Source organism: Shinella sp. G-2 (genome assembly GCF_050172695.1).
In the GTDB taxonomy this organism is placed as follows: domain Bacteria; phylum Pseudomonadota; class Alphaproteobacteria; order Rhizobiales; family Rhizobiaceae; genus Shinella.
The window spans coordinates 56,377-79,984 of sequence record NZ_JBBEYH010000018.1 but is presented as its reverse complement, the minus strand read 5'-3'; the positions used below and the strand labels follow the sequence as shown (position 1 = coordinate 79,984).

Here is a 23,608-nt window from a genome sequence, read left to right as displayed (position 1 = left end):
GTCTTCCGGGAAATGTCGGACGGTGGCCTCATCGATCAACCTGGGAGGACGGTGGATGAGGCCGGGGCGTCGTGATCTTGACCGGATCATCCGGTCAGATCGGGCAGGGCAGGCAGATGCGCGCCCCGCTGCATAAAGGCAGGATCAGCCGAAGACCAGGAAGCCCTTGACGGCGGACTGGATGTTCGAACGCGAGATGCCGAGGTCCTGAAGGGCGCGGTCGTCGAGGGCGCTGAGTTCGCGGACGGCGCGACGGTCGGCTACGTTCTTCTTGAGCTTTGCGAAAACGTTCATGATCAACTCCTTTGTGTTGACGAATAGATAGCCAATTCCGTGCCTAGAAAAAATGCATATGCTTGCACCGGAGCCATGCGGATTTTGCATGGTGATGCGACAGCTGCATAAGGTCCGCCTGCGCCGAAGCTGGGAGGTGCCCTCCAGGCCTTCGATTGTTCGTTTCCCGCAAAGGCTGGCCGTCCGGCGCCGAGACGGCGGGCGGGCGTTCGCGCCATATCGATCCCTCCGCCGGAGCGCGGAGGGTGTCGATGTCAGCGCGGAACATAACGGATGGCCAGGGAAAACGGTGGGCACTCTCTGCATCCGGCCGTCCGTATCGCGCTGGTCGCGCTGCTGATGGCTGGATGCCAGACGCCGGAATCGAGCTTTGAAGGTCCCGGCCACTCGGATGAAACCCGGGCGCTGGAAAAGCAGCTCCAGGCCGAAGCCGTCGCGCTCGGCGCCATGCAGGGCGCAGCCGGCATCGCTGCCTCCTTCGACCGTTCGGGCGTCGGCAACCTCGTGGCGATGGGCGCCGGCCGGGCGGCGCGCGATGCGCTGATGATCCGCGCCCACAAGCAGATGGAAGCGCAGATGGCGAAGGACAATGCCGCCTTCCTGCGCCAGTACGGCATTACCGAAGACGAGGACGAAGCCGCGGTGGAAACGCTGCCGCCACGCCGCCGCCGGCTGTTTCGCGGCAGATGACGGGCGTTCCGTCGTCTGAAGAAGATTCGCGCAGAGGCGCAGTTCCCCGATCCACTTTCAGTCCTGGTAGCGTTCCGCCGGTAGGGCTTGCGTCCGTTTTCCCGTATGGAACGACGGTTTTCCAGCAGAAAAGCCCGGCCGAGTTCATCTGGCGCAAAGGTCGTTCATCCCTGACGGAGACGGGCGACGGCGGCCTCCCTAGTTTCCCCCACGACCGGCGCGGGCTCCTTTCGCGCCGCACGGATATGGGGGAGCCCCGTGAAGCGGTTGGATCTATCAGGAGCGCAGCTCCTTTCCGGAGGCCGGCGGCCGGCCGGAGACTTCGGCGCTGGTTTGCCGGAGCGGAGCGGGGAGACCGAGCGGACCGGCGGCTGGACGGGACGCGGTCTCGGCGGCTTGCGCCGACGGTCGGGACGGCTCCTGGCCGCGCTCTTCTGGGCCGGCGCGACCGCGGTCTCCAGCCCGGCCGCCGCCCTGACGCCTGACGAGGCCGAGAAGGTCACGGACCTTCTCGTCGCGCTGACGCCGACGCTCGGCAGGTTCGCCTATGACGAGGAGATCGCGCGGGACTGGTTCGCGCAGGACGCCGAAGAGGGGCGCGTGATCCAGGAGGCGGGTTTTACCGCCGAAAGCTGGAGCCGCGCGGTCCGGGAAACCGTGCAAGGCTTCATCGCCTCCATGGGCGAGGACGAACTGGCAGCTCTCCATGAGGACCTGCGCGGCGGCATCCGCACGCTTCGGCAATTGGGCGGAAGCCGGGCGGTGGAGGCGCTGAAGACCATCGACGAGGAATACGGACGGCTTCTTGCGCGACGCGCCGAGGGCGCCGCTTTCGCCGATGCCGTGCGGCCCATCGCCCCGCGCCTGCGCGCGCTTCTCCTTCGCCCATCCGAATGAAACGCCGGCCCTTGCGGCCTGCGGCCTATAGCCTTTGTCAAAGGTTCGATAATGAAAGCTCCACCGCCTTCGACCTCTCCGCGCCACGCCTTCGGCGACGAGACGCCGTCTTCCTCCATGCGCTTTGCCGGCGGGGGCAATGCCTTTGCCATCAGCGGCGTGCCGATCACGCGCGATGCGGCCGTGGTCGAGGCGGGCCTCGACATGACGCTCACGCCCGGCGCGACGCTCGGCATCACCTATAGCGGCCAGTTCGGCTCGGGTGCGGTGGACCAGTCCTTCAAGGGGACCTTGAACGTGAAGTTCTGAAACCGCCGCATCCCGGTCCGCCGCCCCCGCGGCGGACCACCTCCTTCGAGCCGCCCGGTGAGGACGGCCCGCCTTTCCCGCTCCTGCTCAACCGATGGAAGACGCCCACGATGCGCACCAGGACCAGCTATCTCTGCCTTTTCTCCTTCCTGCTGCTGGCGCTTGCCGCCGGCGCGGGGCTCGTCCTTGCACCCGGCCTGCTGCTGCCGACCACAAGCCGGGCAGCCTCGATGTCGAGCCTGCCGGACCCGGAGCCGCAGCGTTTCGCGCTGGCGCAGGCTGTCGCCGTCCTGCCGGGCGGGGCCTCCTCGCTGGACGAGACCTATGAGGACTGGCGCGTTTCCTGCGTGTTGCAGGGGGACGGCAAGCGTTGCGCGCTGTCGCAGATCCAGGCGCAGCAGAACGGGCAGCGCATGCTGGCCATCGAGTTTGCCGCGCCGCGCGAGAACAAGGTGACCGGCACGCTGGTGCTTCCCTTCGGGCTGGCGCTCGATTCCGGCGTGCGTTTCCAGGTGGACGAACAGGCGGCGCTGGAGCCGGTGCGCTTCCGCACCTGCCTGCCTGTCGGCTGTCTCGTTCCCCTGGCCTTCGATGGCGCGATGGCAGAGGCGCTGCGCGCCGGAGCGGTCCTCAACGTCAAGGCTATCGCCGATAGTGGGACGGAAATTCCCTTCACCATCTCGCTGAGGGGCTTTGCCACCGCGCTGGACCGGACGTCGGCGCTGGCGAATTGAAGGGTTTAATGGCGGACATATATTTTTAAGAGTATCTATCTTACGATGCAATCTGTGATTACAGCGTAGGGAGTTGCCATGAGCATCCTCGGAAGCCTTCCGGAAGGCCTCGTTTGCCGCCCCATCGGTGAGGCGGACCGCGCGGAGGTCATTGCCTGCCTCGGGCGCGGCTTTCCTGAACGGCCGGTCGAGCACTGGCAGGAGGCGCTGTCGCGCATGGCGCTGCGCCCGGCAGTCGAGGACCTGACCCGCTACGGCTACGCGCTGGTCAAGGACGGGCGTATCGTCGGCGTCATCCTGACGCTGTTTTTCCGGGCGTCGGGCGATGCCGATGCGCCGATCCGCTGCAACCTGTCGAGCTGGGCAGTGGACGAGGATTTCCGGGCCTATGCCGGCAAACTCATCATGACGGCGATGCGCCGCCGCGACGTGACCTATCTCAGCATCACGCCCGCCCCGGTGACGCTGAAGGTGACCGAGGCCTTGCGCTTCAAGCGTTTTGCCGATGGGCAACATGCCTTCGTGCCGTTGCTGGCGCCTTCCCATGGCGCGCGGGTGGTGGCGGCGCGGCCGGGCATTGCCGAACTGGACGGCCTTTCCGAAGGCGAGCGCCTCCTGCTGCTCGACCATGCCGCGCTTGGCTGCGAGGCGCTGATCTGCATGCGGGACGGCGTTGCCCATCCCTTCGTCTTCAAGACGCGGCGCGTGCTGCGCGGGCTGGTGCCATGCAGCCAGGTCATCTTCTGCCGCTCCCATGCCGAGCTTGCCGCCTGCGTCGGCGCGCTCGGGCGCTACCTCCTGCGCAGAGGGCAGATCTTCGGCCTCGTCGATGCCTCCGCGCCGGTGCCGGGCCTCGTCGGCCGGTATTTCCCGGACATCGGGCCGAAATACGCCAAGGGACCGAACCCGCCGGCGCCGGGCGATCTCGCCTTCACGGAATTCGTCGTTTTCGGTTCATGATGCACCGTTCCCTTGCCATCGATATTATCGTTCCCCGTGAAAAGCCGCGGCGCTGGCAGGATGTGCTGATCCGCCGGCTTGCGGCCGATGGCCACGATATCGCCGTGCTGCACGATCCCGGCGCGCGGCCCTGGCCGGGCACGGCGAATGCGCTCGTCGCGCTGGAACGGGTGATTTTCCGCCGGCGCGGGGAAGGACTTGCCGCGCCGCTCAATGGCATTCCGGAGCGTCCGGGCCGGCGTCCTCCCGAGTTGCGGCTCGATCTTGCCGGTTATGCCGCGCTGCGCTCCGTGCCGACCGTCGCCCTGCGCTTCGGCCGTTCCGCGCTGGATCTTTCCGTCGCCGCGGTGGTGGCGGCGGGCGGGCTGCCGGTCATCGAGGCGGTCCTCGACGGACGCACGGTGGTGGGCCGGGCCTGGCCGATGATCGACCGGCGCGAGGCCGCCTCGCTCGGCCTTGACGATGTGCTCGCCCGCGCCGTCACGCTGCTCGCAGCAACCGTGAAGGCTTTTGCCGAAGGGCGGCTCGCCTGCCACGGCCGGCCGATGCCGGAGGGCAGCGGCGCCGGCTTTGCGGGCGCCTATCTCGCCCGCGCCCTGCCACGCCTCGCGCGGGAGGCGCTGCGCCGCGTCTCCTTCCACCAGGCGCATTGGCGTGTCGGCTACCGGTTCCGCGACGGGCCGGGGGTGGCGGAAGAGGGGCAGCTCGGAACCGGCTGGCAGGTGCTGCCGGATGGCGGCGACCGCTTCTATGCCGATCCTTTTCCCTTCCATTGGCAGGGGCGATCCTACATTTTCGTCGAGGACTATGTGCATGCGGCTCGCAAGGCGGTGATCTCGGTCGTGCCTTTCGATGCGGCCCGGCGTCCCGGCACGCCCCGTGTCGTGCTGGAGGAGCCGCACCACCTTTCCTATCCGCAGGTCTTCGCCCGCGACGGCGCGGTCTGGATGCTGCCGGAGGCGAGCACGAGCGGCCGGCTGACGCTCTACCGCGCTGCGGATTTCCCGGACCGCTGGGTTGCCGAGGCGGTGCTTCTGGACGGCGAGGTTTCGGATGCGACATTGCTTGACCATGGCGGCCGGCTCTGGCTCTTCGCCACGCTGCGCGACGGCTTCGGCAGCACTTCCGATACGCTGGTGGTGTTCTCTGCCCTGACGCTGAAGGGGCCGTGGCAGCCCCATCCGCTGAATCCCGTCATCATCGACCGGCGTCGGGCGCGGCCGGGCGGCGCGTTCCTGCGCGATGCCTCGGGAAGCCTGTTCCTGCCGGTGCAGGACGGCACGCTCGGTTATGGCGGCGGGCTTGGCCTGTCGGAGCTCCTGGCGCTGGACGGTGGCACGGTGCGCCTTGCCCATCCGCGACCGATCCAGGCGGATGGCGACTGGCCCTATCCGCGCATTCACACGCTCAACCGCTCCGGTCCGCTCGAGGTGATCGACGGGATCGTCGCGGTGCCGAAGCCCTGGAGAAGCAAGGCCTCGTAGGCGGCGCACATCGTCTCGGGCGCGTAATGCGTCCGCAACTGCCGTCCGGCGGTCGCGAGATTGTCGGCAAGCACCGGATCGGCGAAAAGGTCGGCAAGGCCGCCCGCAATGCCATCTGCATCGGCCCGCACGAACAGGGCGGCCGGCTTTCCCTCATCCGTCGTCAGCACCTCGCGCAGCACCGGCAGGTCGCCGGCGACGACGGGAAGGCCGGCGATCGCCGCCTCGACCGCGGCAAGCCCGAAGGTTTCCGTCATCGACGAGAAGGCATAGGCATCGCCCGCCGCAAGGAAGGCGAAGATGCGGGCCGGCGGCACTTCGCCGATGAGATGCAGGCGGTCGCGCACATGAAGACGCTCGGCAAGGGCCAGCAGATTGCCTTCCTCCGGCCCCGTGCCGGCAATGGCAAGGTGCATGTGCGGCACCAGTGCAAGCGCGCCCACCAGCACGGCCTGGTTCTTGGAGGCCGCCAGCCGGCCGGAGGAAAGCACCAGCGGCACGTCCGCCGGCAGGCCGAAGGCCGCGCGCGCCTCCCGTTTGTCGAAACTCCGGTCGGGCGCGCAGACGCCATGGTCGATACGCCGCAGGCGCCTGCGATAGGCGGCGGGAAAATTGACGAACTGTGTCTCGGTCCAGCCGGAATTGACGATGTTGGCCTGATAGAAGCCCGTCATGCCCATCAGCACATCGACCCCGGTCGCAAGGCCTCGCAGACCGCGCATCTCGGGCGCGCCGCTCTGGTTGGCGAGGATCGACCGGGCGCCGGAGGCCCGCGCGGCAAGCGTTCCGGCGATGTTGCCATAGTGCTGGAAGGAGACGACGGCATCCGGGCGCGCCTTGCGCATATGGCCGATAAGGCCGAGCACGGCGCGCATCTGCCCGAGAGGCCCCTTCGGCGGTTCCGTCAGGATGAAATCGGCATGCGGATCGCGGTCGTAGACATCGGTCTTGCGGTAGAGGAACACCGTCCGCACCTCGTGGCCGCGGGCGCGCAGGCCCTCGCCCAGCATGTCGGAGATGCGCTGTGCGCCGCCGGCTTCCGCCTGTGTCTGGACCTGGAGAATCTTCATGACCGGCCTTTCAGGATGGCGCGCACGGCGATTGCATCTTCGGAAGACAGAAAGCCGAGGATCGACGGATCGATGCCGATGCGCCGGCGGGTGGTGGCCGCGCCGATGACGCACCACACCGCCATCGTGCCCGCCATGCCGCAGGCCGAACCGATCGGGCCGAAGGACAGGGTGAAGGCGGCGGTGGCGCATAGACCCAGCGTGTTGACGACGATGAGCGTGCGGAACAGTTCGCGTTGCAGGCCGGTCAACTGCATGGTCAGCTCCGTCGGCCCGCAGGCGGTGCCGACAAGCGCGCCGAGACCGAGAATGACCAGCGCGGCATGCATGGTGCCCGTCGCATAGGCATGGTCGAAGATGGCGAGGATCGGCTGGCCGAACAGGATGAAGACGACGAGCATGGCGAGCGCCAGCGCAAAGCCGGCAATGGCCGTGAGCCCGACGATGCGCTGCACATGCGCCCGTTCGCCGCGATGGAAGCTGGCGGAAATCTGCGGGGCGAGCGCCTGGTTGATGCCGTTGAGCGCCAGCACGGCAAGGCGCATGACCCGGTCGGCGACGAAGAGCGCGCCGGCCGCTTCCGGCCCCAGCAGGCCGGCGACGAGCAGCGTGCTTGCCTGGGCCAAGGCCGGCGGCAGGGCGGTGACGCCCCACAGGCCGAGCGTCACGGCCTTGAACTCCGCCTTTTCCGCCGCGCCGAGCGGCCCGCGCGGCAGGCGCCGCGTGTCGCGCAGCAGCACGATCGTCTGGGGCAGCACGCAGAGGAGAAGGAGGATCGCGATGAGCCAGGTCGCCTCGACCGCGCTCACGCCCGGCGCGAAAAGCCGGATGGCCAGGAAGGCGGCGATGCTGACGACACGCCAGACGATATCGCGCGGCAGGAGGCCGCCGAACAGCACGTTCTTGGCGCGCAGGGCGCAGGCGGTGAATTCCGACCAGCCGAGCGCGAAAGCGAGCACGGCGGTGGCAAGGCAGAGGTCCGCCCATTCGGGCGTTTCGCGGAAGAAGGGCAGCAGCGCGGCGGCCGCGACGAGCAGGCTGGAAACGACGATGCCGGTCAGGGTGAGACGGATGGCGCGGGCGAGCAGCCCGTTTGCCGTCGCGATGTCGCCGCTGCCGGCATGCTGCGGCCAGAAGCGCATGACGGCGGCATGCTGGCCGACGATCGCGAAGAAGGAGACGAGGCTGGCCCCCGCATAGGCCGTGCTGAACAGGCCGAACTGCCGCTGATCCGTGACCATCGCCGCCGCCACGAAGAGCAGGAAGGTGAGGCCGGCGCTCGCCAGCTTGATGACGCCAGTGGCCGCGCCGTTGCGGGCGAGGGTGCGGAGCGGGAAACGTTCGCCAGAGGTCACGGCATGTCCTTTTGATTGAACCGACATCGGCGATGCGTTCAATGCGCGTATGGATGGAGATAACCCCGATTGCGCCGCGACGCTATCGGAAATGCTCGCCATGGTTACTTTCGAAATTCCTAATCATGCTCTTCATGGTTGCTCCATGGGCATCCCGCCGGATCAGCGGGAATAGCGCAGGATGACGTAGAGGGCGTGCGGGTTGGTCGTAAGGTAGCGCCACAGGAGACGGCGCGGTTCCATCGCCGTGCGCCACAGCCATTCGAAACCGGCCTGCTGTACCCAGACGGGCGCGCGGGGCGCCTTCTCGGCCAGATGATCGAACAGCCCGCCCGATGTCTTGATGAGGCCGACCCGGTTGAGCCGCGCGGCGAAGTCGCGCACGAAGACCTGCTCGCGCGGCACGCCAAGGCCCAGCCACAGGATATCCGGCTCCAGCGCGTTGATTTCCTCCAGCTTGCGGTCGAGCGCCGCGCCGGTGAGGTAGCCGTGGGAGTGGCCGACGATGCGCAGCGCCGGATAGCGTTTGCGCACGGCCGCGACGGCCTTGTTGTTCGCCGCCTCGCTCGCGCCGAAGAGATAGAACGTCACCCGTTCCCGCTCGGCCCGGCGCGCCACGTCATGGAAGAGGTCCGTCGTCGCCACCCGCTCGGGAAGCTTCTCGCGGCACAGCCAGCGCGAGGCGAAAACCAGCGGCTGACCGTCGGCGAGGATCTGATCGGCGCTGCGGAAGAGTTTGGCGATGGTGGCATTGGAATGTGCCCGCGCCAGAACCTCGCCATTGGCCGAGGTGAAGTAGAGTGGCCGTTTGCCGCGGTGCCGCGCGGCGGCGATCATCAGTGCCGCGGCCGCCTCGCGATCGAGTGCGGCGATGCTCATGCCCCCGATCAGCGCCTGCGGAATCGGCGGCAGGCTCCATGCGGCATCCTCCACCGGAGAAAGGGCGGGCGGGGTCAACTGAATTCTACCTGAGGACGTATATTCGCCCTGCGTTTCCTGCTTTCCACCTCTATCAATATCGACCATGTCTATCACCTCCGGTTGAGGTGTTTTAATTCATGCCACTTTAGGAGTTAAGCGGATAGTAAAGAATTGGTTAACCTATGAGGGTGTTTTGTGGCGTATCTCCTTTTGGTTGTGCATTGGTTGAAATTGGATTCGCAAGAAATAATTGAAAAACAACTTGATAGGATGCGATGCGATTTTGCTGACCAGACGTCGCCTTTTTCGCGGCTCGACGTGTTCGTTTCCGGCGACGACCGAAGACGTGCGACAATAACCAATGGTTGTAATTCTTCGTTTCGACCTGGATCCACCGGCGCCAAAATCACCGGATTTCGGCGCGCCGGCGTCTTTTCCCTTTTGTCGTTTCCGCCATTTTGCCTATCGTGCGGAGAGGCGATTCCGGTGGGTGACGATGGCTGAAAGACGATATGGCGAAGCGCCGCCGAAGACCGATACGACGCTGGCCGGAGCGGACTGGTATGGCCGGACCATCGAGCGCGAGCGCCATGCGAACACGCTGTTCGTCGACCTCGACATGATCGAGGCGCAGACCCAAGGCGCGATCTTCCACGAATGCACGTTCCGACGCGCCCGCTTCAACGCGTCCACGCACCAGGCGAGCGCCTTCGTCAATTGCACCTTCGTATCCTGCAAGTTCTTCGACAGCCGCTTCACCGAGTGCAAGTTCGTCGGCAGCATGTTCGATGCCTGCGACTTCGACCAGATGCAGGTGACGGGCGGCGACTGGTCCTTCACTGGCCTGCCCGGCGCCGTGCTCGACCGTGCCGCCTTCAAGGATGCGCGCCTGCGGGAGGCCGATCTGACGGGTGCATCCTGCAAGGGCGGGTCGCTTCGGGATGTCGACCTCTCCGGCGCCTGGCTGCATGGCGCCGATTTTTCGGCCTGCGACCTGCGGGGCAGCGACCTCAGCGCCATCGATCCGGAAAACGTCCGCCTCAAGGACGCGATCATCACCATCGACCAGACCATCGCCATCGCCGAGGCCCTCGGGCTGGATGTGCGCACCAAGTGATCGTGCGGGAAAAGGAAAGGCAGGTCGTGTTCGGCCCGGCAAACGTGCCGCACACATTCGTCAATCTCGGCCTCGGCCCGCTCGCATCATTTTGATCTTGCACAATTGACTTTAGTCAAACTAAAGTCTGCGGCGATCAACGATGCGGCGGGATGGCATGGAAATGGATGAACGGGAGGCGCGGGGGAAGGACGCCGGGCAGGCGCGCGCGGCGGCGGACCTTTTGCCTGCGCTGTCGCTCGGCCGGGCGTTGCGGCAGCGACGCAAGGAAATCGGCAAGACGATGCGACAGGTCGCGCAAGAGGCGGGCTTGAGCGAAGGCTTCATCAGCCAGATCGAGCGCGGGCTTTCGACGCCCTCGCTGATCTCGCTCTACAATCTCGCCTCGACGCTGGAGACCAGCGTGGAGGCCTTTCTGCCGCAGGTGCCGCAGCGCGATCATTCCATGGTTTCCCATGCGGCCGAGCGGCCGGGCTACAGCCTCGACAAGGAAGAGCGCGTCTACCAGATCCTGCAGCGCGGCTTTCCCGACGCTCGCCTCAACAGCTGCATCACCCATATGCCGCCCGGTTACGTCTCCGAACTGACGCGCCATGAGGGCGAGGACTTCCTGTATCTCATCGAAGGCGAGATGCTCTACGAAATCGGCCAGCGGCAGTATCGGTTGAGCGCGGGGGACACGCTGCATTTCCCGGCCTCCCTGCCGCACCGGGCGCGCAATATCGGTCCCGGCGAGGCGCGGGAATTGTGGGTGGGCACGACGCGGATCATTCCGGATCGCTAGAGCATGTCAGGTTCAGATTGAACCAGACATGCTCCAAGTTCTTTTGTTTTCGTTTGTCTTTTCGGGAAAACCGGTTCCCACTTTTCCCTGACAAACTCTAGGCTTTTGTGCGGCGTCGTTTCTTTCGGAAAAGCCGCATGAAAGCCATTGACAAGCGGGCGCGATAAACTTTAGCCTGACTAAAGTTTCGGAGCGGCCGGAGGAGCCGCACGAGCCTGGAAATACCGCCTGCCGAGGTTGGCCGGCAGGCGGAGGAGACGGCCCCGGCGGCAACGCGGGGAAGACTATCTGAACGGAACGCGGGAAACAGGAGGCGGCGGGTCGAACCCGTCCCCGGAGGAGGAAGCATGCGCGTACACGGACTGATCGGCGGCGCGATGATGGCGCTGGCAATGACCACGGCTCTGGCAATGGCCGAGACGCCGAAGAACACGCTCGTCGTGGCCGACACCATCGACGACATCATCACGCTCGATCCGGGCGAAGTCTCCGAGCTTGGCGGCGTGCTGGCCGCCAACCAGATCTATCAGCCGCTGGTCAGCGTCGCGCCGGATGATTCCAGCAAGATCATCGGCGTTCTCGCCGAGACCTGGACGGCCTCGCCGGACGGCAAGACCTATACGTTCAAGATGCGGCAGGGCCTGAAATTCGCCTCCGGCAATCCGGTGACGGCGAAGGATGCGGAATATTCGCTGCGCCGCGTGGTGCTGATGAAGTCGCGTTCGGCCTTCATCCTGACCCAGTTCGGCTTCACGCCGGAAAACGTCAAGGACCGTATCAAGGCGACAGACGACACGACGCTGGTCATCGAGATCGGCGACACCTATGCGCCGTCCTTCCTCTACTACTGCCTCTCCTCCTATGTCGGCGGCATCGTCGATTCCAAGCTGGTGCAGGAGCACGAGGCGAATGGCGACTTCGGCAATGCCTGGCTGAAGAGCGAGAATTCCGCCGGTTCCGGTCCCTATGTGCTGACGCGCTGGGAACCGAAGCAGTCGATCCTGCTCACCCGCAACCCGAACTATACCGGCGAGACGGGCGGACTCGAGCGCATCTTCCTGCAGCACATTCCCGAAAGCGCCGCCCAGCGCCTGCTGCTGGAAAAGGGCGACATCGACATCGCCAACAAGCTCGGTCCGGACGACTTCGGCGCGCTGGAAGGCAATGCGGATGTCGGCTTCGTCGACGGTGTCTCCGGCACGATCTACTATATGGGCCTCAATGTGCGGAACGAGTATCTCGCCAAGCCCAAGGTGGTCGAGGCGCTGAAATATCTCGTCGACTACCAGGGCATTGCCGGCACCATCTCGCGCGGCACGATGGAGGTGCACCAGACGCTCGTGCCGAAGGGCTTCCTCGGCGCCATCGACTACAACCCCTACAAGCTCGACATCGACAAGGCCAAGGCGCTGCTCGGCGAGGCCGGTGTTTCCGGCGAATTCACGCTGGACTCCGTGGTCTGGAACACGCCGCCCTATACGGACTTCGCCCAGGCCATCCAGGCGACCATGGCGCAGGCCGGCGTCAAGCTGAACCTCGAAGTGGTCGACGGCCAGCAATGGCTGGAGCGCTACCGCGCCGCGAGCCTCGACATCTGGTTCGGCCTTTGGGGACCGGACTATCCCGATCCGCATTCCAACGCCAAGGCCTTCGCCGTCAACCAGAAGGACGCGCCGGACGGCTCCACCGGCCTTGCCGACCGTTTCGGCTGGGATGCCGGCAAGCTCTCGCAGGATGCGATGGCGGCGGTGCGCGAGCAGGACGCGGACAAGCGTCGTGCCATGTACGAGACGTTGCAGAAGGCCCATACCGACACTTCGCCCTTCCTCTACATGTTCCAGCAGGTGCGCAAGGTCGGCGTGCGCAGTTCGGTCAAGGGTCTCGTGCTCGGCCAGACCTTCTCCGACGACCGCTACTGGAACGTGAGCAAGTAAGAGGCGCGAAGCGGCGCCGGGCCTAGCCCGGCGCCGGTCGCCGCAGTCAGAAACCGGAGCGCGTTCGTGTCGGCAGTTTTCATCCACCGGGTCCTCGGTCTCAGCGGCCGGGTCCTTTCGCTGCTCCTGACGGTGGGCATCACCCTCGTCGGCCTCCTGACGCTCACCTTCTTCATCGGCCGCGTGGTGCCGATCGATCCGGTGATCTCCGTCGTGGGGCCGAAGGCGAGCGAGGAAGTCTATCAGCGTGTGTTCCTCGAAATGGGCCTGGACAAGCCGGTCTGGCAGCAGTTCCTCGTCTATGCCGGCAAGCTGGCGCAAGGCGATTTCGGCACGTCCTTCGTTACCAACCGGCCGGTCCTGTCGGATCTTGCGGGCTTCTTCCCGGCGACGCTGGAACTGGCGACCTTCGGTCTCATCCTCGGCACGCTGCTTGGCGTGCCTGCCGGCGTCGCGGCCGCCTATTGGCACGATCGCTGGCCGGACTACCTCATCCGCTTCATCGGCCTTATCGGCTATTCCGTGCCGATCTTCTGGCTCGGCCTCGTCGGCCTCTTCGTCTTCTATTCGCGGCTCGACTGGATGTCCGGGCCGGGACAGATCGACGTCTTCTACCAGGGCATCGTCAAGCCGGTGACGGGGTCGCTGCTGATCGATTCCCTGATCGCGGGCGAATACGAGGTCTTCGCCAATGCCTGGAGCCATATCGTGCTGCCGGCCGTGCTGCTCGGCTATTACAGCCTCGCCTATATCTCGCGCATGACGCGCTCGCTGATGCTCGACCAGCTCTCGCGCGAATATGTGCTGACCGCGCGGCTGAAGGGCGCGACGGAGTACCGGGCCGTCATGCTGCATGCGTTGCGCAATGCGGCGATTCCGCTGGTGACGGTGATCGCGCTCTCCTATGGCGGGCTGCTCGAAGGTTCGGTGTTGGTGGAGACGGTCTTCGCCTGGCCGGGCATCGGCAACTATATCGCGTCTTCGCTGTTCCGGGCGGATATCAACGCCGTGCTTGGCGGCACAGTACTGGTCGGCACGGTCTTCATTCTGCTCAACATGGTCTCGGACGTGCTCTACCAGACGCTCGATCCGCGCTCCAACCTTCGTCGCCGGTAGGAGGCTGCCATGACCGTCGTCCCCATCGATGCCCGTGCCGAAAGCCGGCGCCAGCTGCGGCGCGCGCGCCTCGGTGAGTTGCAGCAGTTCGCCCGCCGTTTCGCCCGCAATCCGCTCGGCATGCTCGGCCTTCTCATCCTCGGTCTGCTGGTGCTCGCCGCCGTCTTCGCGCCGCTGCTCGCCACGCACGATCCCTATCTGCCCGAGCTTGTCCGCCGCCTTTCCGCGCCGAGCGCGCAGAACTGGTTCGGCACGGACGAGCTCGGCCGCGACATCTTCTCGCGCATCCTCTACGGCGCGCGGCTGACGCTCCTGATCGTCGGCCTCGTCGTCGCCACCTCCGCGCCCATCGGTCTCGTCGTCGGGGCCGTCGCGGGCACGGCGGGCGGCTGGGTCGATGCCGTCTTCATGCGCATCACCGACGTGTTCCTCGCTGTGCCGAAGCTGCTTTTGGCGCTCGCCTTCGTCGCTGCGCTCGGCCCCGGCATCGTCAACGCGGCGCTGGCGATCACGCTCACCGCCTGGCCGCCCTATGCGCGGCTCGCCCGCGCCGAGGCGCTGATCGTGCGCGACAGCGATTATGTGAATGCCGTACGCCTTGCCGGCGGCTCGGAGTTCCGCATCGTCTTCCGCCACATCATCCCCATGTGCCTTTCCTCGGTCATCGTGCGCATGACGCTCGACATGGCCGGCATCATCCTCACCGCCGCCGGCCTCGGCTTCATCGGCCTCGGCGCGCAGCCGCCGCTGCCGGAATGGGGCGCGATGATCTCCACCGGCCGCAAGTTCATCTTCGACCAGTGGTGGGTGGCGACCATTCCCGGCTTTGCGATCTTCGTCGTCAGCCTCGGCTTCAATCTTCTGGGAGACGCCATGCGAGACCTGCTCGATCCGCATCTGAGGAGGCGCGCATGAGCGAGACCCTGGTGAATGTGGAAAACCTGCGCATCGGCTTTGCCGGCGAGGGCGGCGGCGTGGTCGAAGCGGTCAAGGGCGTCACCTTCCGCGTCGGCCGGGAAAAGCTCGGCATCGTCGGGGAAAGCGGTTCGGGCAAGAGCCTGTCCAGCCGGGCGCTGATGGGCGTTCTGCCCCCTCATGCGCGGGTTTCGGCCGATGCCATGTCCTTTGCCGGCATCGATCTTCTCTCGGCCGCGCCGCGGCTTCGCCGGCAATTGCGCGGCAGCCGCATGGGCATGATCCTGCAGGACCCGAAATTCTCGCTGAACCCGGTCATGCGCGTCGGCAAGCAGATCGCCGAGGCGATCCGGCTCGGCGACCGCGCGATGCCCCGCGCCGCCGTGCGCCGCAAGGTGCTGGAGGTGCTGGAGGCGGTGCATATCCGCTCTCCCGAGCGTGTCTTCGATCTCTATCCGCACGAACTTTCCGGCGGCATGGGCCAGCGCGTGATGATCGCCATGATGGTGGTGCGCGAGCCGGAACTGCTGATTGCCGACGAGCCGACCTCCGCCCTCGACGTCACCGTACAGGCGCAGGTTCTGGAGATCATGGACGAACTGGTGCGCCGGCGTGGCATGGGGCTTATCCTCATCAGCCACGATCTCAACCTCGTCTCGCGCTTCTGCGACCGGGTGCTGGTCATGTATGCCGGGCGGATCGTCGAGACGCTGGATGCGCGGCGCATGCACGAGGCGCAGCACCCCTATACGCGCGGGCTGCTGGCCTGCCTTCCCGCCATCGACGGGCCGCTGACGCCGCTGCCGACCCTTGCGCGCGAAGCGAGCTGGAGCGAGGCCGGCATATGATCCGCATCGAAAACCTCACCGTGCGCTTCGGCAGCGCCGTCGCCGTCCGCGACCTCAGTCTCTCCGTGGCGCCGGGCGAGAGTTTTGGCCTCGTCGGCGAAAGCGGTTCGGGCAAATCCACCGTGCTGCGCACCCTCATGGGCCTTAACCGCGGCTGGACGGGCGACATCAGCCTCGGCGGCATCGACCTGCGCAGGGGGCGGCGGGCGGAGCTGGTCCGCCTTGCCCAGATGGTTTTCCAGGACCCCTATGCCTCGCTCCACCCGCGCTACACGATCGGTCAGGCCATCGCCGAGCCGATGCGCATCAACCGCCTGCCGGACCCCGACGGCCGCACGGTCGAACTGCTGGAGATGATCGGCCTGACGGCGGCGCACCGCTTCCGCTTTCCGCACGAGCTTTCCGGCGGCCAGCGCCAGCGTGTGGCGATTGCCCGCGCGCTTTCGCTGTCGCCGCGCCTTCTCCTGCTCGACGAGCCGACATCGGCGCTCGATGTTTCCGTACAGGCGGAAATCCTCAACCTGCTCAATCGGTTGCGGCGGGAACTGGACCTGACCTTCGTCATCGTCAGCCACGATCTCGCGGTCATTTCCTATATGTGTGACCGGCTGATGGTGATGCAGAACGCTTCGCCCGTGGAAACGCTGACCCGCGAACAGTTGCGCGCCGGAGACATGCAGGCCGACTATACCCGGACGCTCTTCCAGGCGAGTCATCGCAGCACGCTTTCCGGCGCGTGAGAGTTGCCATGCCCACGGGCTTTGACCAATATCCGCCGCGAGAATCGCAGCGACGGAAGGGCAGGGCATGATCGACGGCAAGCGGCTGGACGCGGAACTGGATGCGCTTCCCGCGCGGTTCTCCGGGCCGGGCGGCGTGGTCGGGGTGGTGAGCGAGGGGCGTGTCGTCGCCCGCCGCGCCTTCGGTTTCGCCAATCTCGATACGCATCAGGCGATGACATCGGACACGCGCCTGCCGATCTGCTCCATCTCCAAGCAGTTCACCTGCGCGGCCCTGCTGGCCGCCTGCGGCGAGCCGGAGGCACTGGACGGCCGCCTTGCTGCGCATCTGCCGAATTTTACCGGCCCGTTGCCGCGGGTGCGTGACCTCTGCAACAACCAGTCGGGCCTGCGCGACTACTGGGCGCTGACCGTGCTGCATGGCGGCAGGGCCGAACAGACCTTTTCCCGCGCGGATGCCGCGCCGGCCTTCGCCCGCATGCGCACGGGGCATTTCGCGCCCGGCACGCGCTACTCCTACAACAACGGCAATTTCCGTCTCCTCTCCGACCTGCTGGAAGAGGCGACGGGCGAAACGCTGGAAGCGCTCTACAGCAGGCACATCTTCGCGCCCGCCGGCATGGCGCGCGCGGAACTGACCGCCGATACGCGCGTGCCCGCCGACGGTGTCATCGGCTATGAGGGCAACGATCCCGCCGGGTATCTACCGGCGCAGAACGGCATCTACTGGCGCGGCGATGCCGGCCTCTCCGTCTCGCTCGACGACATGCTGGCCTATGAATGCTGGATCGACGCGACGCGCGAGGATCCGGACAGCCTCTACCGGCGCATTGCCACGCCGCAGACGTTCCGGGACGGCGCACCGGCGAGCTACGGCTTCGGCCTGCAGCATTCGCGCACCGGCGATTTCGCCTTCACCGGCCATGGCGGCGGCCTGCGCGGCTTCCGCTCCGGCCGGCTCTATTCACCCGAGGCGCGGCTTTCCGTCGTGGTCATGTTCAACCATCACGGCGATGCCGGCGGGGCGGTGCAGCGCCTGCTGCGCGCCGCGCTCGGCCTGCCGCATCCCGTGTCCCCGCCGCTCAGCCGGCGACCGGCCGGCCGCTGGATCAGCCAGGAGACCGGCCTCCTGGCCCGGCTGGAACCCGGCTACGACACCGCGACCCTGCGCTTCGGCACGGGACCGGACACGCTTTGCGAAACGCCGGACGGCGATCTTGCCTCGACCGCGGTCACGGTCCGGCTGAAGGGTGAGGCGCTGGTGATGCGGCGCCCGCAGGAAAATCTCTGCGAGACCCTGGCTCCGGTCCCCGCCGCGATGCCGGCAACCGATATTGCCGGCCGCTATCGCTCGGCCGAGATCGACGCCGAAATTGTCATCGAATGCCGCGACGGCGGTACGTTCCTGTGGGCCGAGGGCTTTCTCGGCACCGGGCGGCCGGAGATCGTGCTGCCCGCCGGGCCGGACCTCTGGACCCTCGTGACGCGCCGCTCCATGGATGCGCCCGCGCCGGGCGAGTGGACCTTGCAGGTGCAGCGCGACGGCGAAGGGCGCGTCAGCGGCCTGACGCTCGGTTGCTGGCTGGCGCGCGGCATCGTCTATGCGCGCTGCGTATGATCATTCTGCCTATGTGCGCTGCGCATGGTCATTCTGAAGGAGAATCCCCCATGAAAGTTTTCCTCTCCGCCGACATCGAAGGCACCGCCGGCATCGCCCACTGGAACGAGGCCGACCGAAAGCACCCCGACTGGATCGAATTCCGCGCGCTGATGACGGCAGAGGTGGTCGCGGCCTGCGAGGGCGCGCGCGCCGCGGGCGCGGAGGAAGTGGTGATCAAGGACGCCCATTCCAGCGGCCGCAACCTCATCCTCGACCGGCTGCCCGACTATGCCCGCATCGTGCGCGGCTGGTCCGGCCACCCCGACGAGATGATGTATGGCATCGACGCCGGCTTTTCCGCCGCACTCTACACAGGTTATCATTGCAAGGCTGGCAGCGAGGCGAACCCGCTTGCCCATACCTCGAACCTGCGCATCTCGCGCCTGCTGCTGAACGGTGAGGTCGCCTCCGAATTCACCTTCAATGCGCTCTGCGCCGCCAGCTACGGCGTCCCCTCCGTGTTTCTTTCGGGCGACGTCGCCATGTGCGGCGAGGCGCGGGACATGGTGCCGGGCCTCGCCACGGTCGAGACGCTCGACGGCAACGGCAGCGCCACGAACTCCATCGCGCCCGTCCGCGCCTGGCGTCTCATCCGCGAAGGTGTGGAGGCGGCGCTGAAGGGCGATTTCGCCGGCGCGCTGCCCAAGCTGGCAGACCGCTTCGAGGTGGTGCTCGAGTTCAACGACCCGACATGCGCCTACCGCGCCGGCTGGTATCCCGGTGCGAAATCTCACGGTCCTCGCGCCGTGGCGTTCGAGAGCCGCGATTTCGCCGAGATCCTGCGCGCGCTGCTGTTCCTCAAGGTCTGAGCGCCAAACCGCTCGTTTCATTACCGTTTCCGATTTTTCACCGCCGCGCCGGCAGGGATTTGCCCCTGCCGGCGCGGCGGTTTTGCTTTGTTCGCCTGCAGGCGTCTGCGAGCGAAAATGTGCCTTTCCGCAATTTTGCGATTTACAATAGTAATACAATATGATGTTTTAACCTCGCTGCTGAGGAGCAGCTTTCTTTGGGAGGACATCATGAAATTCACCACCGCACTTGCCAGTGCCACGATCCTTGCTGCCTCGTTGTTCAGCGCCGCATCCGCCGCTGACATGACGGTCGGCTTTTCGCAGATCGGGTCGGAGTCCGGCTGGCGCGCCGCCGAGACGACGCTCACCAAGCAGCAGGCCGAACAGCGCGGCATCGATCTCAAGTTCGCCGACGCGCAGCAGAAGCAGGAAAACCAGATCAAGGCGCTGCGCTCCTTCATCGCGCAGGGCGTCGACGCCATTCTCGTCGCACCTGTCGTCGCCACGGGCTGGGACGAAGTGCTGCAGGAAGCCAAGGACGCGGAAATCCCGGTCATCCTGCTCGACCGCACGGTCGATGCGCCTGAGGACCTCTACATGACCGCCGTCACCTCCGACCTCGTGCACGAGGGCAAGGTCGCCGGCCAGTGGCTGGTCGACACCGTCGCCGGCAAGCCGTGCAACGTCGTCGAGTTGCAGGGCACGACTGGCTCCTCGCCGGCCATCGACCGCAAGAAGGGTTTTGAAGAAGCGCTCGCGGGCAAGGACAACCTGAAGATCATCCGCAGCCAGACCGGCGACTTCACCCGCACCAAGGGCAAGGAAGTCATGGAAAGCTTCCTGAAGGCGGAAGACGGCGGCAAGAACATCTGTGCGCTCTATGCCCATAACGACGACATGGCCGTCGGCGCCATCCAGGCGATCAAGGAAGCCGGCCTGAAGCCGGGCACGGACATCCTCGTCGTCTCCATCGACGCGGTTCCGGATATTTTCCAGGCGATGGCGGCCGGCGAGGCGAACGCCACGGTGGAACTGACGCCGAACATGGCCGGCCCCGCCTTCGACGCGCTCGACGCGTTCCGCAAGGACGGCAAGGCGCCGCCGAAGTGGATCCAGACGGAGTCCAAGCTCTACACCCAGGCCGACGACCCGGCGAAGGTGTATGAGGAAAAGAAGGGCCTCGGCTACTGATCTCTCCCGATGTCCTGCGTCCGGCCTCAAGCCGGGCGTTGGGCATCGGACCAGGGCAGTTCCGGTGAATACCGGTTTACGGGAATTGCCCTGGCCTCTTGTTCTTGTCGCATTGTCCGACGCCGAGGCGATGCCGTTTTGGCTGGAAATGCTCTTGCCCGCCTGCCGTTCCCGCGGGGACGGCGGGCGGCCATTGCCATCAGGGTCGGATCATGCAGCCTGACAATATCCATGTTCTCTCCGCGACCGGGATCGACAAGATCTTCCCCGGCGCGCGGGCTTTGAACCGTGTCGATTTTTCCCTGCGGCGCGGTGAGGTGCATGCGCTGCTCGGCGAGAACGGCGCGGGCAAGTCGACGCTGGTCAAATGCCTGACCGGCGCCTATCGCCGCGACGGCGGACGCATTCTCGTCGACGGTGCGGAGGCCGATCCGCAGAGCACGCTCGAGGCGCAGAACCTCGGCATCGGCACGGTCTATCAGGAAGTGAACCTGCTCGCGAACCTTACGGTCGCGGAAAACCTCTTTCTCGGCCGCCAGCCGCGGCGCTTCGGCCTTGTCGACGCCCGGGAGATGAACCGCCGCGCCAAGGCGCTGCTGGCCGAATACGATCTCGACATCGATGTCACCGCCGAGCTTGCCGCCTATTCCGTCGCCGTGCAGCAGGTCGTCGCCATCGCGCGCGCGGTCGATCTCTCCGGCAAGGTGCTGATCCTCGACGAGCCGACGGCAAGCCTCGACGCGCATGAGGTGGCGATGCTGTTCCGCATCGTGCGGCGGCTCAAGGCACGCGGCCTCGGCATCGTCTTCATCACCCATTTCCTCGAGCAGGTCTACGAGATCGCCGACCGCATCACCGTGCTGCGCAACGGCCAGCTCGTCGGTACGCGCGAGACGGCCGACCTGCCGCGCCGCGAGCTGATCGCCATGATGCTCGGCCGCGAGCTGGTGCAGGAGGTCGCCGGCGAGCACGGGGCGAAGGGTGCGGGTGGCGACGTGCGTTTCCGCTTCCAGGGCTTCGGCCGCAAGGGCCATATCCAGCCCTTCGATCTCGACATCCGCGCCGGGGAGGTCGTCGGCATCGCCGGCCTGCTCGGCTCGGGCCGCACGGAGACGGCGGAAATCCTCTTCGGCGCCGAGCGCGCCGACAGCGGCACGGCGGCGGCGGACGGCCGCCCGCTCGACCTGTCCTCGCCCCGCGCGGCGATCCGCGAGAAATTCGGCTTCTGTCCCGAGGACCGCAAGGTCGACGGCATCGTCGGCGACCTTTCGGTGCGCGAGAATATCGCGCTGGCGCTCCAGGCACGGCGCGGCTGGGCGCGGCCGATCAGCCGCAGCGAACAGGACAAGCTGGCCGACCACTACATCAAGGCGCTCGATATCCGCACCAGCGACCGGGAAAAGCCGATCCGGCTGCTGTCCGGCGGCAACCAGCAGAAGGCGATCCTTGCCCGCTGGCTCGCCACCAATCCGGATTTCCTGATCCTCGACGAGCCGACGCGCGGCATCGACGTCGGCGCCCATGCGGAAATCATCCGCCTCATCGAATCCCTCTGCGAGAAAGGCATGTCGCTGATCGTGATTTCATCCGAGCTCGAAGAACTCGTCGCCTATTCGCATCGTGTGATCGTGTTGCGCGATCGCGCCCATGTCGCCGAACTGACCGGCAGCGCGGTCACGACCGAGGGGATCGTCGAGGCCATCGCCGCTTCGGCGGGGAGTGTGGAAGCATGACCTCCACATTGAAAACCTACGCCGTCAGGCTCTTCCCGCAGGTCGCCGCACTCGCGATCATCCTCGTCATGGTCTCCATCGCCTTTCCCGGCTTCTTCCGCCTCGAAATGCAGAACGGACGGCTCTATGGCAGCCTGATCGATATCCTCAACCGCGGCGCGCCCGTCGCGCTGCTCGCCATCGGCATGACGGTCGTCATCGCCACCAAGGGCATCGACCTCTCGGTCGGCGCGGTCATGGCGATCTGCGGCGCGGTCGCCGCCGCCTGCATCACGTCCGGCCATGGGCTGGCGATGACCCTGCTGATCACGCTCGGCACCGGCATCCTGTGCGGCCTGTGGAACGGGATTCTCGTCGCCGTGCTCGATATCCAGCCGATCATCGCGACGCTGGTGCTGATGGTCGCCGGTCGCGGCATCGCCCAGCTCATCACCGAGGGCGCGATCCTCACCTTCAACGATGCCGGGCTGATCTTCATCGGCAGCGGGGCCTTTCTCGGCCTGCCGATGCCTGTCGTCATCTGGCTCGTCTTCGGCCTCATCGTCGCGCTCGTCGTGCGCCGGACGGCGCTCGGCATGCTGATCGAGGCGCTCGGCGTCAACCGCCGCGCCTCCACGCTTGCCGGTGTCTCGACGGGCGTGCTGCTGATCGCCGCCTATGTGCTCTCGGGCCTGTGCGCCGCCATTGCCGGCATCGTCGCGGCCGCGGATATCCGCGGCGCGGACGCCAACAATGCCGGCCTCTGGCTGGAGCTCGATGCCATCCTGGCGGTCGTCGTCGGCGGCACGTCGTTGCTCGGCGGGCGCTTCTCCATCGCCGCCTCGCTCATCGGCGCGCTGATCATTCAGTCGGTCAATACGGGCATCCTGCTTTCGGGCTTCCCGCCCGAATTCAACCTCATCATCAAGGCGGCGATCATCGTGCTGATCCTCGTCATCCAGTCGCCGCGCGCCCAGTCGGCCTTCGTCTTCCTCTCGCGCCCGCAGCCGAAGACGAGCAAGACGGAGCAGGAGGTGAAATGAACCCGCGCTATCTTCCGCTCGCCGCCACGGTCGCGATCTTCCTGATCGCCTATGCCGTCTGCATCGGCCAGTATCCCAACATGCTGTCGACGCGCGTCATCGGCAACCTCCTGACGGACAACGCCTTCCTCGGCATCGCCGCCGTAGGCATGACCTTCGTGATCCTGTCCGGCGGCATCGACCTCTCCATCGGCGCGGTCATCGCCTTCACCGGCGTGTTCCTCGCCGTGCTCATGGAATCGACGTCGATCCATCCGCTACTCGCCTTCGCGCTGGCCCTTGCCGTCACCACGGCCTTCGGCGCGCTGATGGGGGCGATCATCCATCATCTCGAAATGCCGCCCTTCATCGTCACGCTCGCCGGCATGTTCCTGGCGCGCGGCATGGCCTTCGTGCTGTCGATCGATTCCATCCCGATCAAGCATCCGTTCTACGCCACCCTGAAGAGCCTCTACTACAAGCTGCCCGGCGGCGGGCGCATCACGCTGATCGGCGGGCTGATGCTGCTGGTCTTCGCGGCGGGCATCCTCATCGCCCACCGCACCCGCTTCGGCGCCAATGTCTATGCGCTCGGCGGCGGGGCGGCGACGGCGCGGCTGATGGGGGTGCCGGTCGGCGCGACGACCATCCGCATCTACGCGCTCTCCGGCTTCCTCGCCGGCCTCTCGGGCATCGTCTTCTCGCTCTACACCTCGGCCGGCTATTCGCTCGCCACGGTCGGCGTGGAACTCGACGCCATCGCGGCCGTGGTCATCGGCGGCACGCTGCTGACGGGCGGTTCCGGCTTTGTCGCCGGCACGCTGGTCGGCATTCTCATCCAAGGCCTCATTCAGACCTACATCACCTTCGACGGCTCGCTGTCGAGCTGGTGGACGAAGATCCTCATCGGTCTCCTGCTCTTCACCTTCATCCTGCTCCAGAAGGGCCTGATCCACCTTACCGATCGTCGCCGGCGCTACGCCTGAAACCTCGTCCACAGCCCGCTGAAAGCGGCGCCCGCCGACACGCGGCCGGTTTCCCGGCCAGCGTCGGCGGGCGCTGTT

23 protein-coding genes are annotated in these 23,608 nt (G+C 66.3%); 19 read left to right on the top strand and 4 right to left on the bottom strand.

Annotated elements, in window-relative coordinates:
* Nucleotides 1–144: 144 nt before the first annotated feature.
* Nucleotides 145–294, bottom strand: a complete 150-nt coding sequence (locus tag V8U06_RS21495; RefSeq protein ID WP_226923082.1) for a DUF1127 domain-containing protein — start codon at nt 292–294, stop codon at nt 145–147.
* A 273-nt stretch (nt 295–567) separates the two neighbouring features.
* On the opposite strand from V8U06_RS21495, the gene V8U06_RS21490 reads away from it, so the two are divergent.
* The 6 genes from V8U06_RS21490 (at nt 568) to V8U06_RS21465 (ending at nt 5,368) form a co-directional block, all read left to right on the top strand.
* The gene (locus V8U06_RS21490) at nt 568–984 is read left to right on the top strand and encodes a hypothetical protein (protein WP_427142434.1); all 417 of its coding nucleotides are present in this window, start codon (nt 568–570) and stop codon (nt 982–984) included.
* A 396-nt stretch (nt 985–1,380) separates the two neighbouring features.
* A complete protein-coding gene (locus V8U06_RS21485) occupies nt 1,381–1,881 on the top strand; it encodes a hypothetical protein (RefSeq protein ID WP_427142433.1) in 501 nt (166 codons plus the stop codon).
* A gap of 51 nt (nt 1,882–1,932) precedes the next feature.
* Complete coding sequence (locus V8U06_RS21480) at nt 1,933–2,190, top strand: autotransporter domain-containing protein (RefSeq protein WP_427142432.1); 258 nt, start codon at nt 1,933–1,935, stop codon at nt 2,188–2,190.
* A 110-nt stretch (nt 2,191–2,300) separates the two neighbouring features.
* Nucleotides 2,301–2,924 (top strand): invasion associated locus B family protein, encoded by a 624-nt coding sequence (locus V8U06_RS21475; protein WP_427142431.1) that lies wholly within the window; start codon nt 2,301–2,303, stop codon nt 2,922–2,924.
* A 78-nt stretch (nt 2,925–3,002) separates the two neighbouring features.
* Nucleotides 3,003–3,884, top strand: a complete 882-nt coding sequence (locus V8U06_RS21470) for a hypothetical protein (protein ID WP_427142430.1) — start codon at nt 3,003–3,005, stop codon at nt 3,882–3,884.
* The gene (locus V8U06_RS21465) at nt 3,881–5,368 is read left to right on the top strand and encodes a glucosamine inositolphosphorylceramide transferase family protein (RefSeq protein WP_427142429.1); all 1,488 of its coding nucleotides are present in this window, start codon (nt 3,881–3,883) and stop codon (nt 5,366–5,368) included. The genes V8U06_RS21470 and V8U06_RS21465 overlap by 4 nt, the downstream gene beginning before the upstream one ends.
* Here the strand turns inward: V8U06_RS21465 and V8U06_RS21460 are convergent.
* The 3 genes from V8U06_RS21460 to V8U06_RS21450 all read right to left on the bottom strand — a co-directional run bounded on the left by V8U06_RS21460 (nt 5,284) and on the right by V8U06_RS21450 (nt 8,672).
* Nucleotides 5,284–6,438, bottom strand: a complete 1,155-nt coding sequence (locus V8U06_RS21460; protein ID WP_427142428.1) for a glycosyltransferase family 4 protein — start codon at nt 6,436–6,438, stop codon at nt 5,284–5,286. The two genes, V8U06_RS21465 and V8U06_RS21460, sit on opposite strands and share 85 nt — an antisense overlap.
* Nucleotides 6,435–7,793, bottom strand: a complete 1,359-nt coding sequence (locus V8U06_RS21455) for a lipopolysaccharide biosynthesis protein (protein ID WP_427142427.1) — start codon at nt 7,791–7,793, stop codon at nt 6,435–6,437. The genes V8U06_RS21460 and V8U06_RS21455 overlap by 4 nt, the downstream gene beginning before the upstream one ends.
* A 162-nt stretch (nt 7,794–7,955) precedes the next feature.
* Nucleotides 7,956–8,672 carry a WecB/TagA/CpsF family glycosyltransferase gene (locus V8U06_RS21450; protein ID WP_427142454.1) on the bottom strand — a complete coding sequence of 239 codons (717 nt, stop codon included), beginning with the start codon at nt 8,670–8,672 and terminating at the stop codon, nt 7,956–7,958.
* A 538-nt stretch (nt 8,673–9,210) separates the two neighbouring features.
* On the opposite strand from V8U06_RS21450, the gene V8U06_RS21445 reads away from it, so the two are divergent.
* The 13 genes from V8U06_RS21445 (at nt 9,211) to yjfF (ending at nt 23,530) form a co-directional block, all read left to right on the top strand.
* Nucleotides 9,211–9,831: a pentapeptide repeat-containing protein gene (locus V8U06_RS21445; protein WP_427142426.1), complete on the top strand. Its 621-nt coding sequence runs from the start codon at nt 9,211–9,213 to the stop codon at nt 9,829–9,831.
* 157 nt (nt 9,832–9,988) lie between these two features.
* The gene (locus V8U06_RS21440; protein WP_427142425.1) at nt 9,989–10,615 is read left to right on the top strand and encodes a cupin domain-containing protein; all 627 of its coding nucleotides are present in this window, start codon (nt 9,989–9,991) and stop codon (nt 10,613–10,615) included.
* Nucleotides 10,616–10,962: 347 nt separating this feature from the next.
* A complete protein-coding gene (locus tag V8U06_RS21435; protein WP_427142424.1) occupies nt 10,963–12,549 on the top strand; it encodes an ABC transporter substrate-binding protein in 1,587 nt (528 codons plus the stop codon).
* A gap of 66 nt (nt 12,550–12,615) precedes the next feature.
* A complete protein-coding gene (locus tag V8U06_RS21430) occupies nt 12,616–13,665 on the top strand; it encodes an ABC transporter permease (RefSeq protein WP_427142423.1) in 1,050 nt (349 codons plus the stop codon).
* A 9-nt stretch (nt 13,666–13,674) separates the two neighbouring features.
* Nucleotides 13,675–14,580, top strand: a complete 906-nt coding sequence (locus tag V8U06_RS21425; protein WP_427142422.1) for an ABC transporter permease — start codon at nt 13,675–13,677, stop codon at nt 14,578–14,580.
* The gene (locus V8U06_RS21420) at nt 14,577–15,428 is read left to right on the top strand and encodes an ABC transporter ATP-binding protein (protein ID WP_427142421.1); all 852 of its coding nucleotides are present in this window, start codon (nt 14,577–14,579) and stop codon (nt 15,426–15,428) included. Before V8U06_RS21425 ends, V8U06_RS21420 begins: the two co-directional genes overlap by 4 nt.
* Nucleotides 15,425–16,168, top strand: coding sequence for an ABC transporter ATP-binding protein (locus V8U06_RS21415; RefSeq protein WP_427142420.1), 744 nt, complete (start codon nt 15,425–15,427; stop codon nt 16,166–16,168). Before V8U06_RS21420 ends, V8U06_RS21415 begins: the two co-directional genes overlap by 4 nt.
* 67 nt (nt 16,169–16,235) lie before the next feature.
* Nucleotides 16,236–17,786: a D-aminopeptidase gene (locus V8U06_RS21410; protein ID WP_427142419.1), complete on the top strand. Its 1,551-nt coding sequence runs from the start codon at nt 16,236–16,238 to the stop codon at nt 17,784–17,786.
* A 50-nt stretch (nt 17,787–17,836) separates the two neighbouring features.
* Nucleotides 17,837–18,637, top strand: coding sequence for a M55 family metallopeptidase (locus V8U06_RS21405; RefSeq protein WP_427142418.1), 801 nt, complete (start codon nt 17,837–17,839; stop codon nt 18,635–18,637).
* 210 nt (nt 18,638–18,847) lie between these two features.
* Nucleotides 18,848–19,810: a galactofuranose ABC transporter, galactofuranose-binding protein YtfQ gene (gene ytfQ / locus V8U06_RS21400; RefSeq protein WP_427142417.1), complete on the top strand. Its 963-nt coding sequence runs from the start codon at nt 18,848–18,850 to the stop codon at nt 19,808–19,810.
* A 212-nt stretch (nt 19,811–20,022) separates the two neighbouring features.
* Nucleotides 20,023–21,543 (top strand): galactofuranose ABC transporter, ATP-binding protein YtfR, encoded by a 1,521-nt coding sequence (gene ytfR / locus V8U06_RS21395; RefSeq protein ID WP_427142416.1) that lies wholly within the window; start codon nt 20,023–20,025, stop codon nt 21,541–21,543.
* Nucleotides 21,540–22,565, top strand: coding sequence for an ABC transporter permease (locus tag V8U06_RS21390; protein WP_427142415.1), 1,026 nt, complete (start codon nt 21,540–21,542; stop codon nt 22,563–22,565). The genes ytfR and V8U06_RS21390 overlap by 4 nt, the downstream gene beginning before the upstream one ends.
* Nucleotides 22,562–23,530: a galactofuranose ABC transporter, permease protein YjfF gene (yjfF, locus tag V8U06_RS21385; RefSeq protein WP_427142414.1), complete on the top strand. Its 969-nt coding sequence runs from the start codon at nt 22,562–22,564 to the stop codon at nt 23,528–23,530. The genes V8U06_RS21390 and yjfF overlap by 4 nt, the downstream gene beginning before the upstream one ends.
* Nucleotides 23,531–23,608 lie beyond the last annotated feature (78 nt).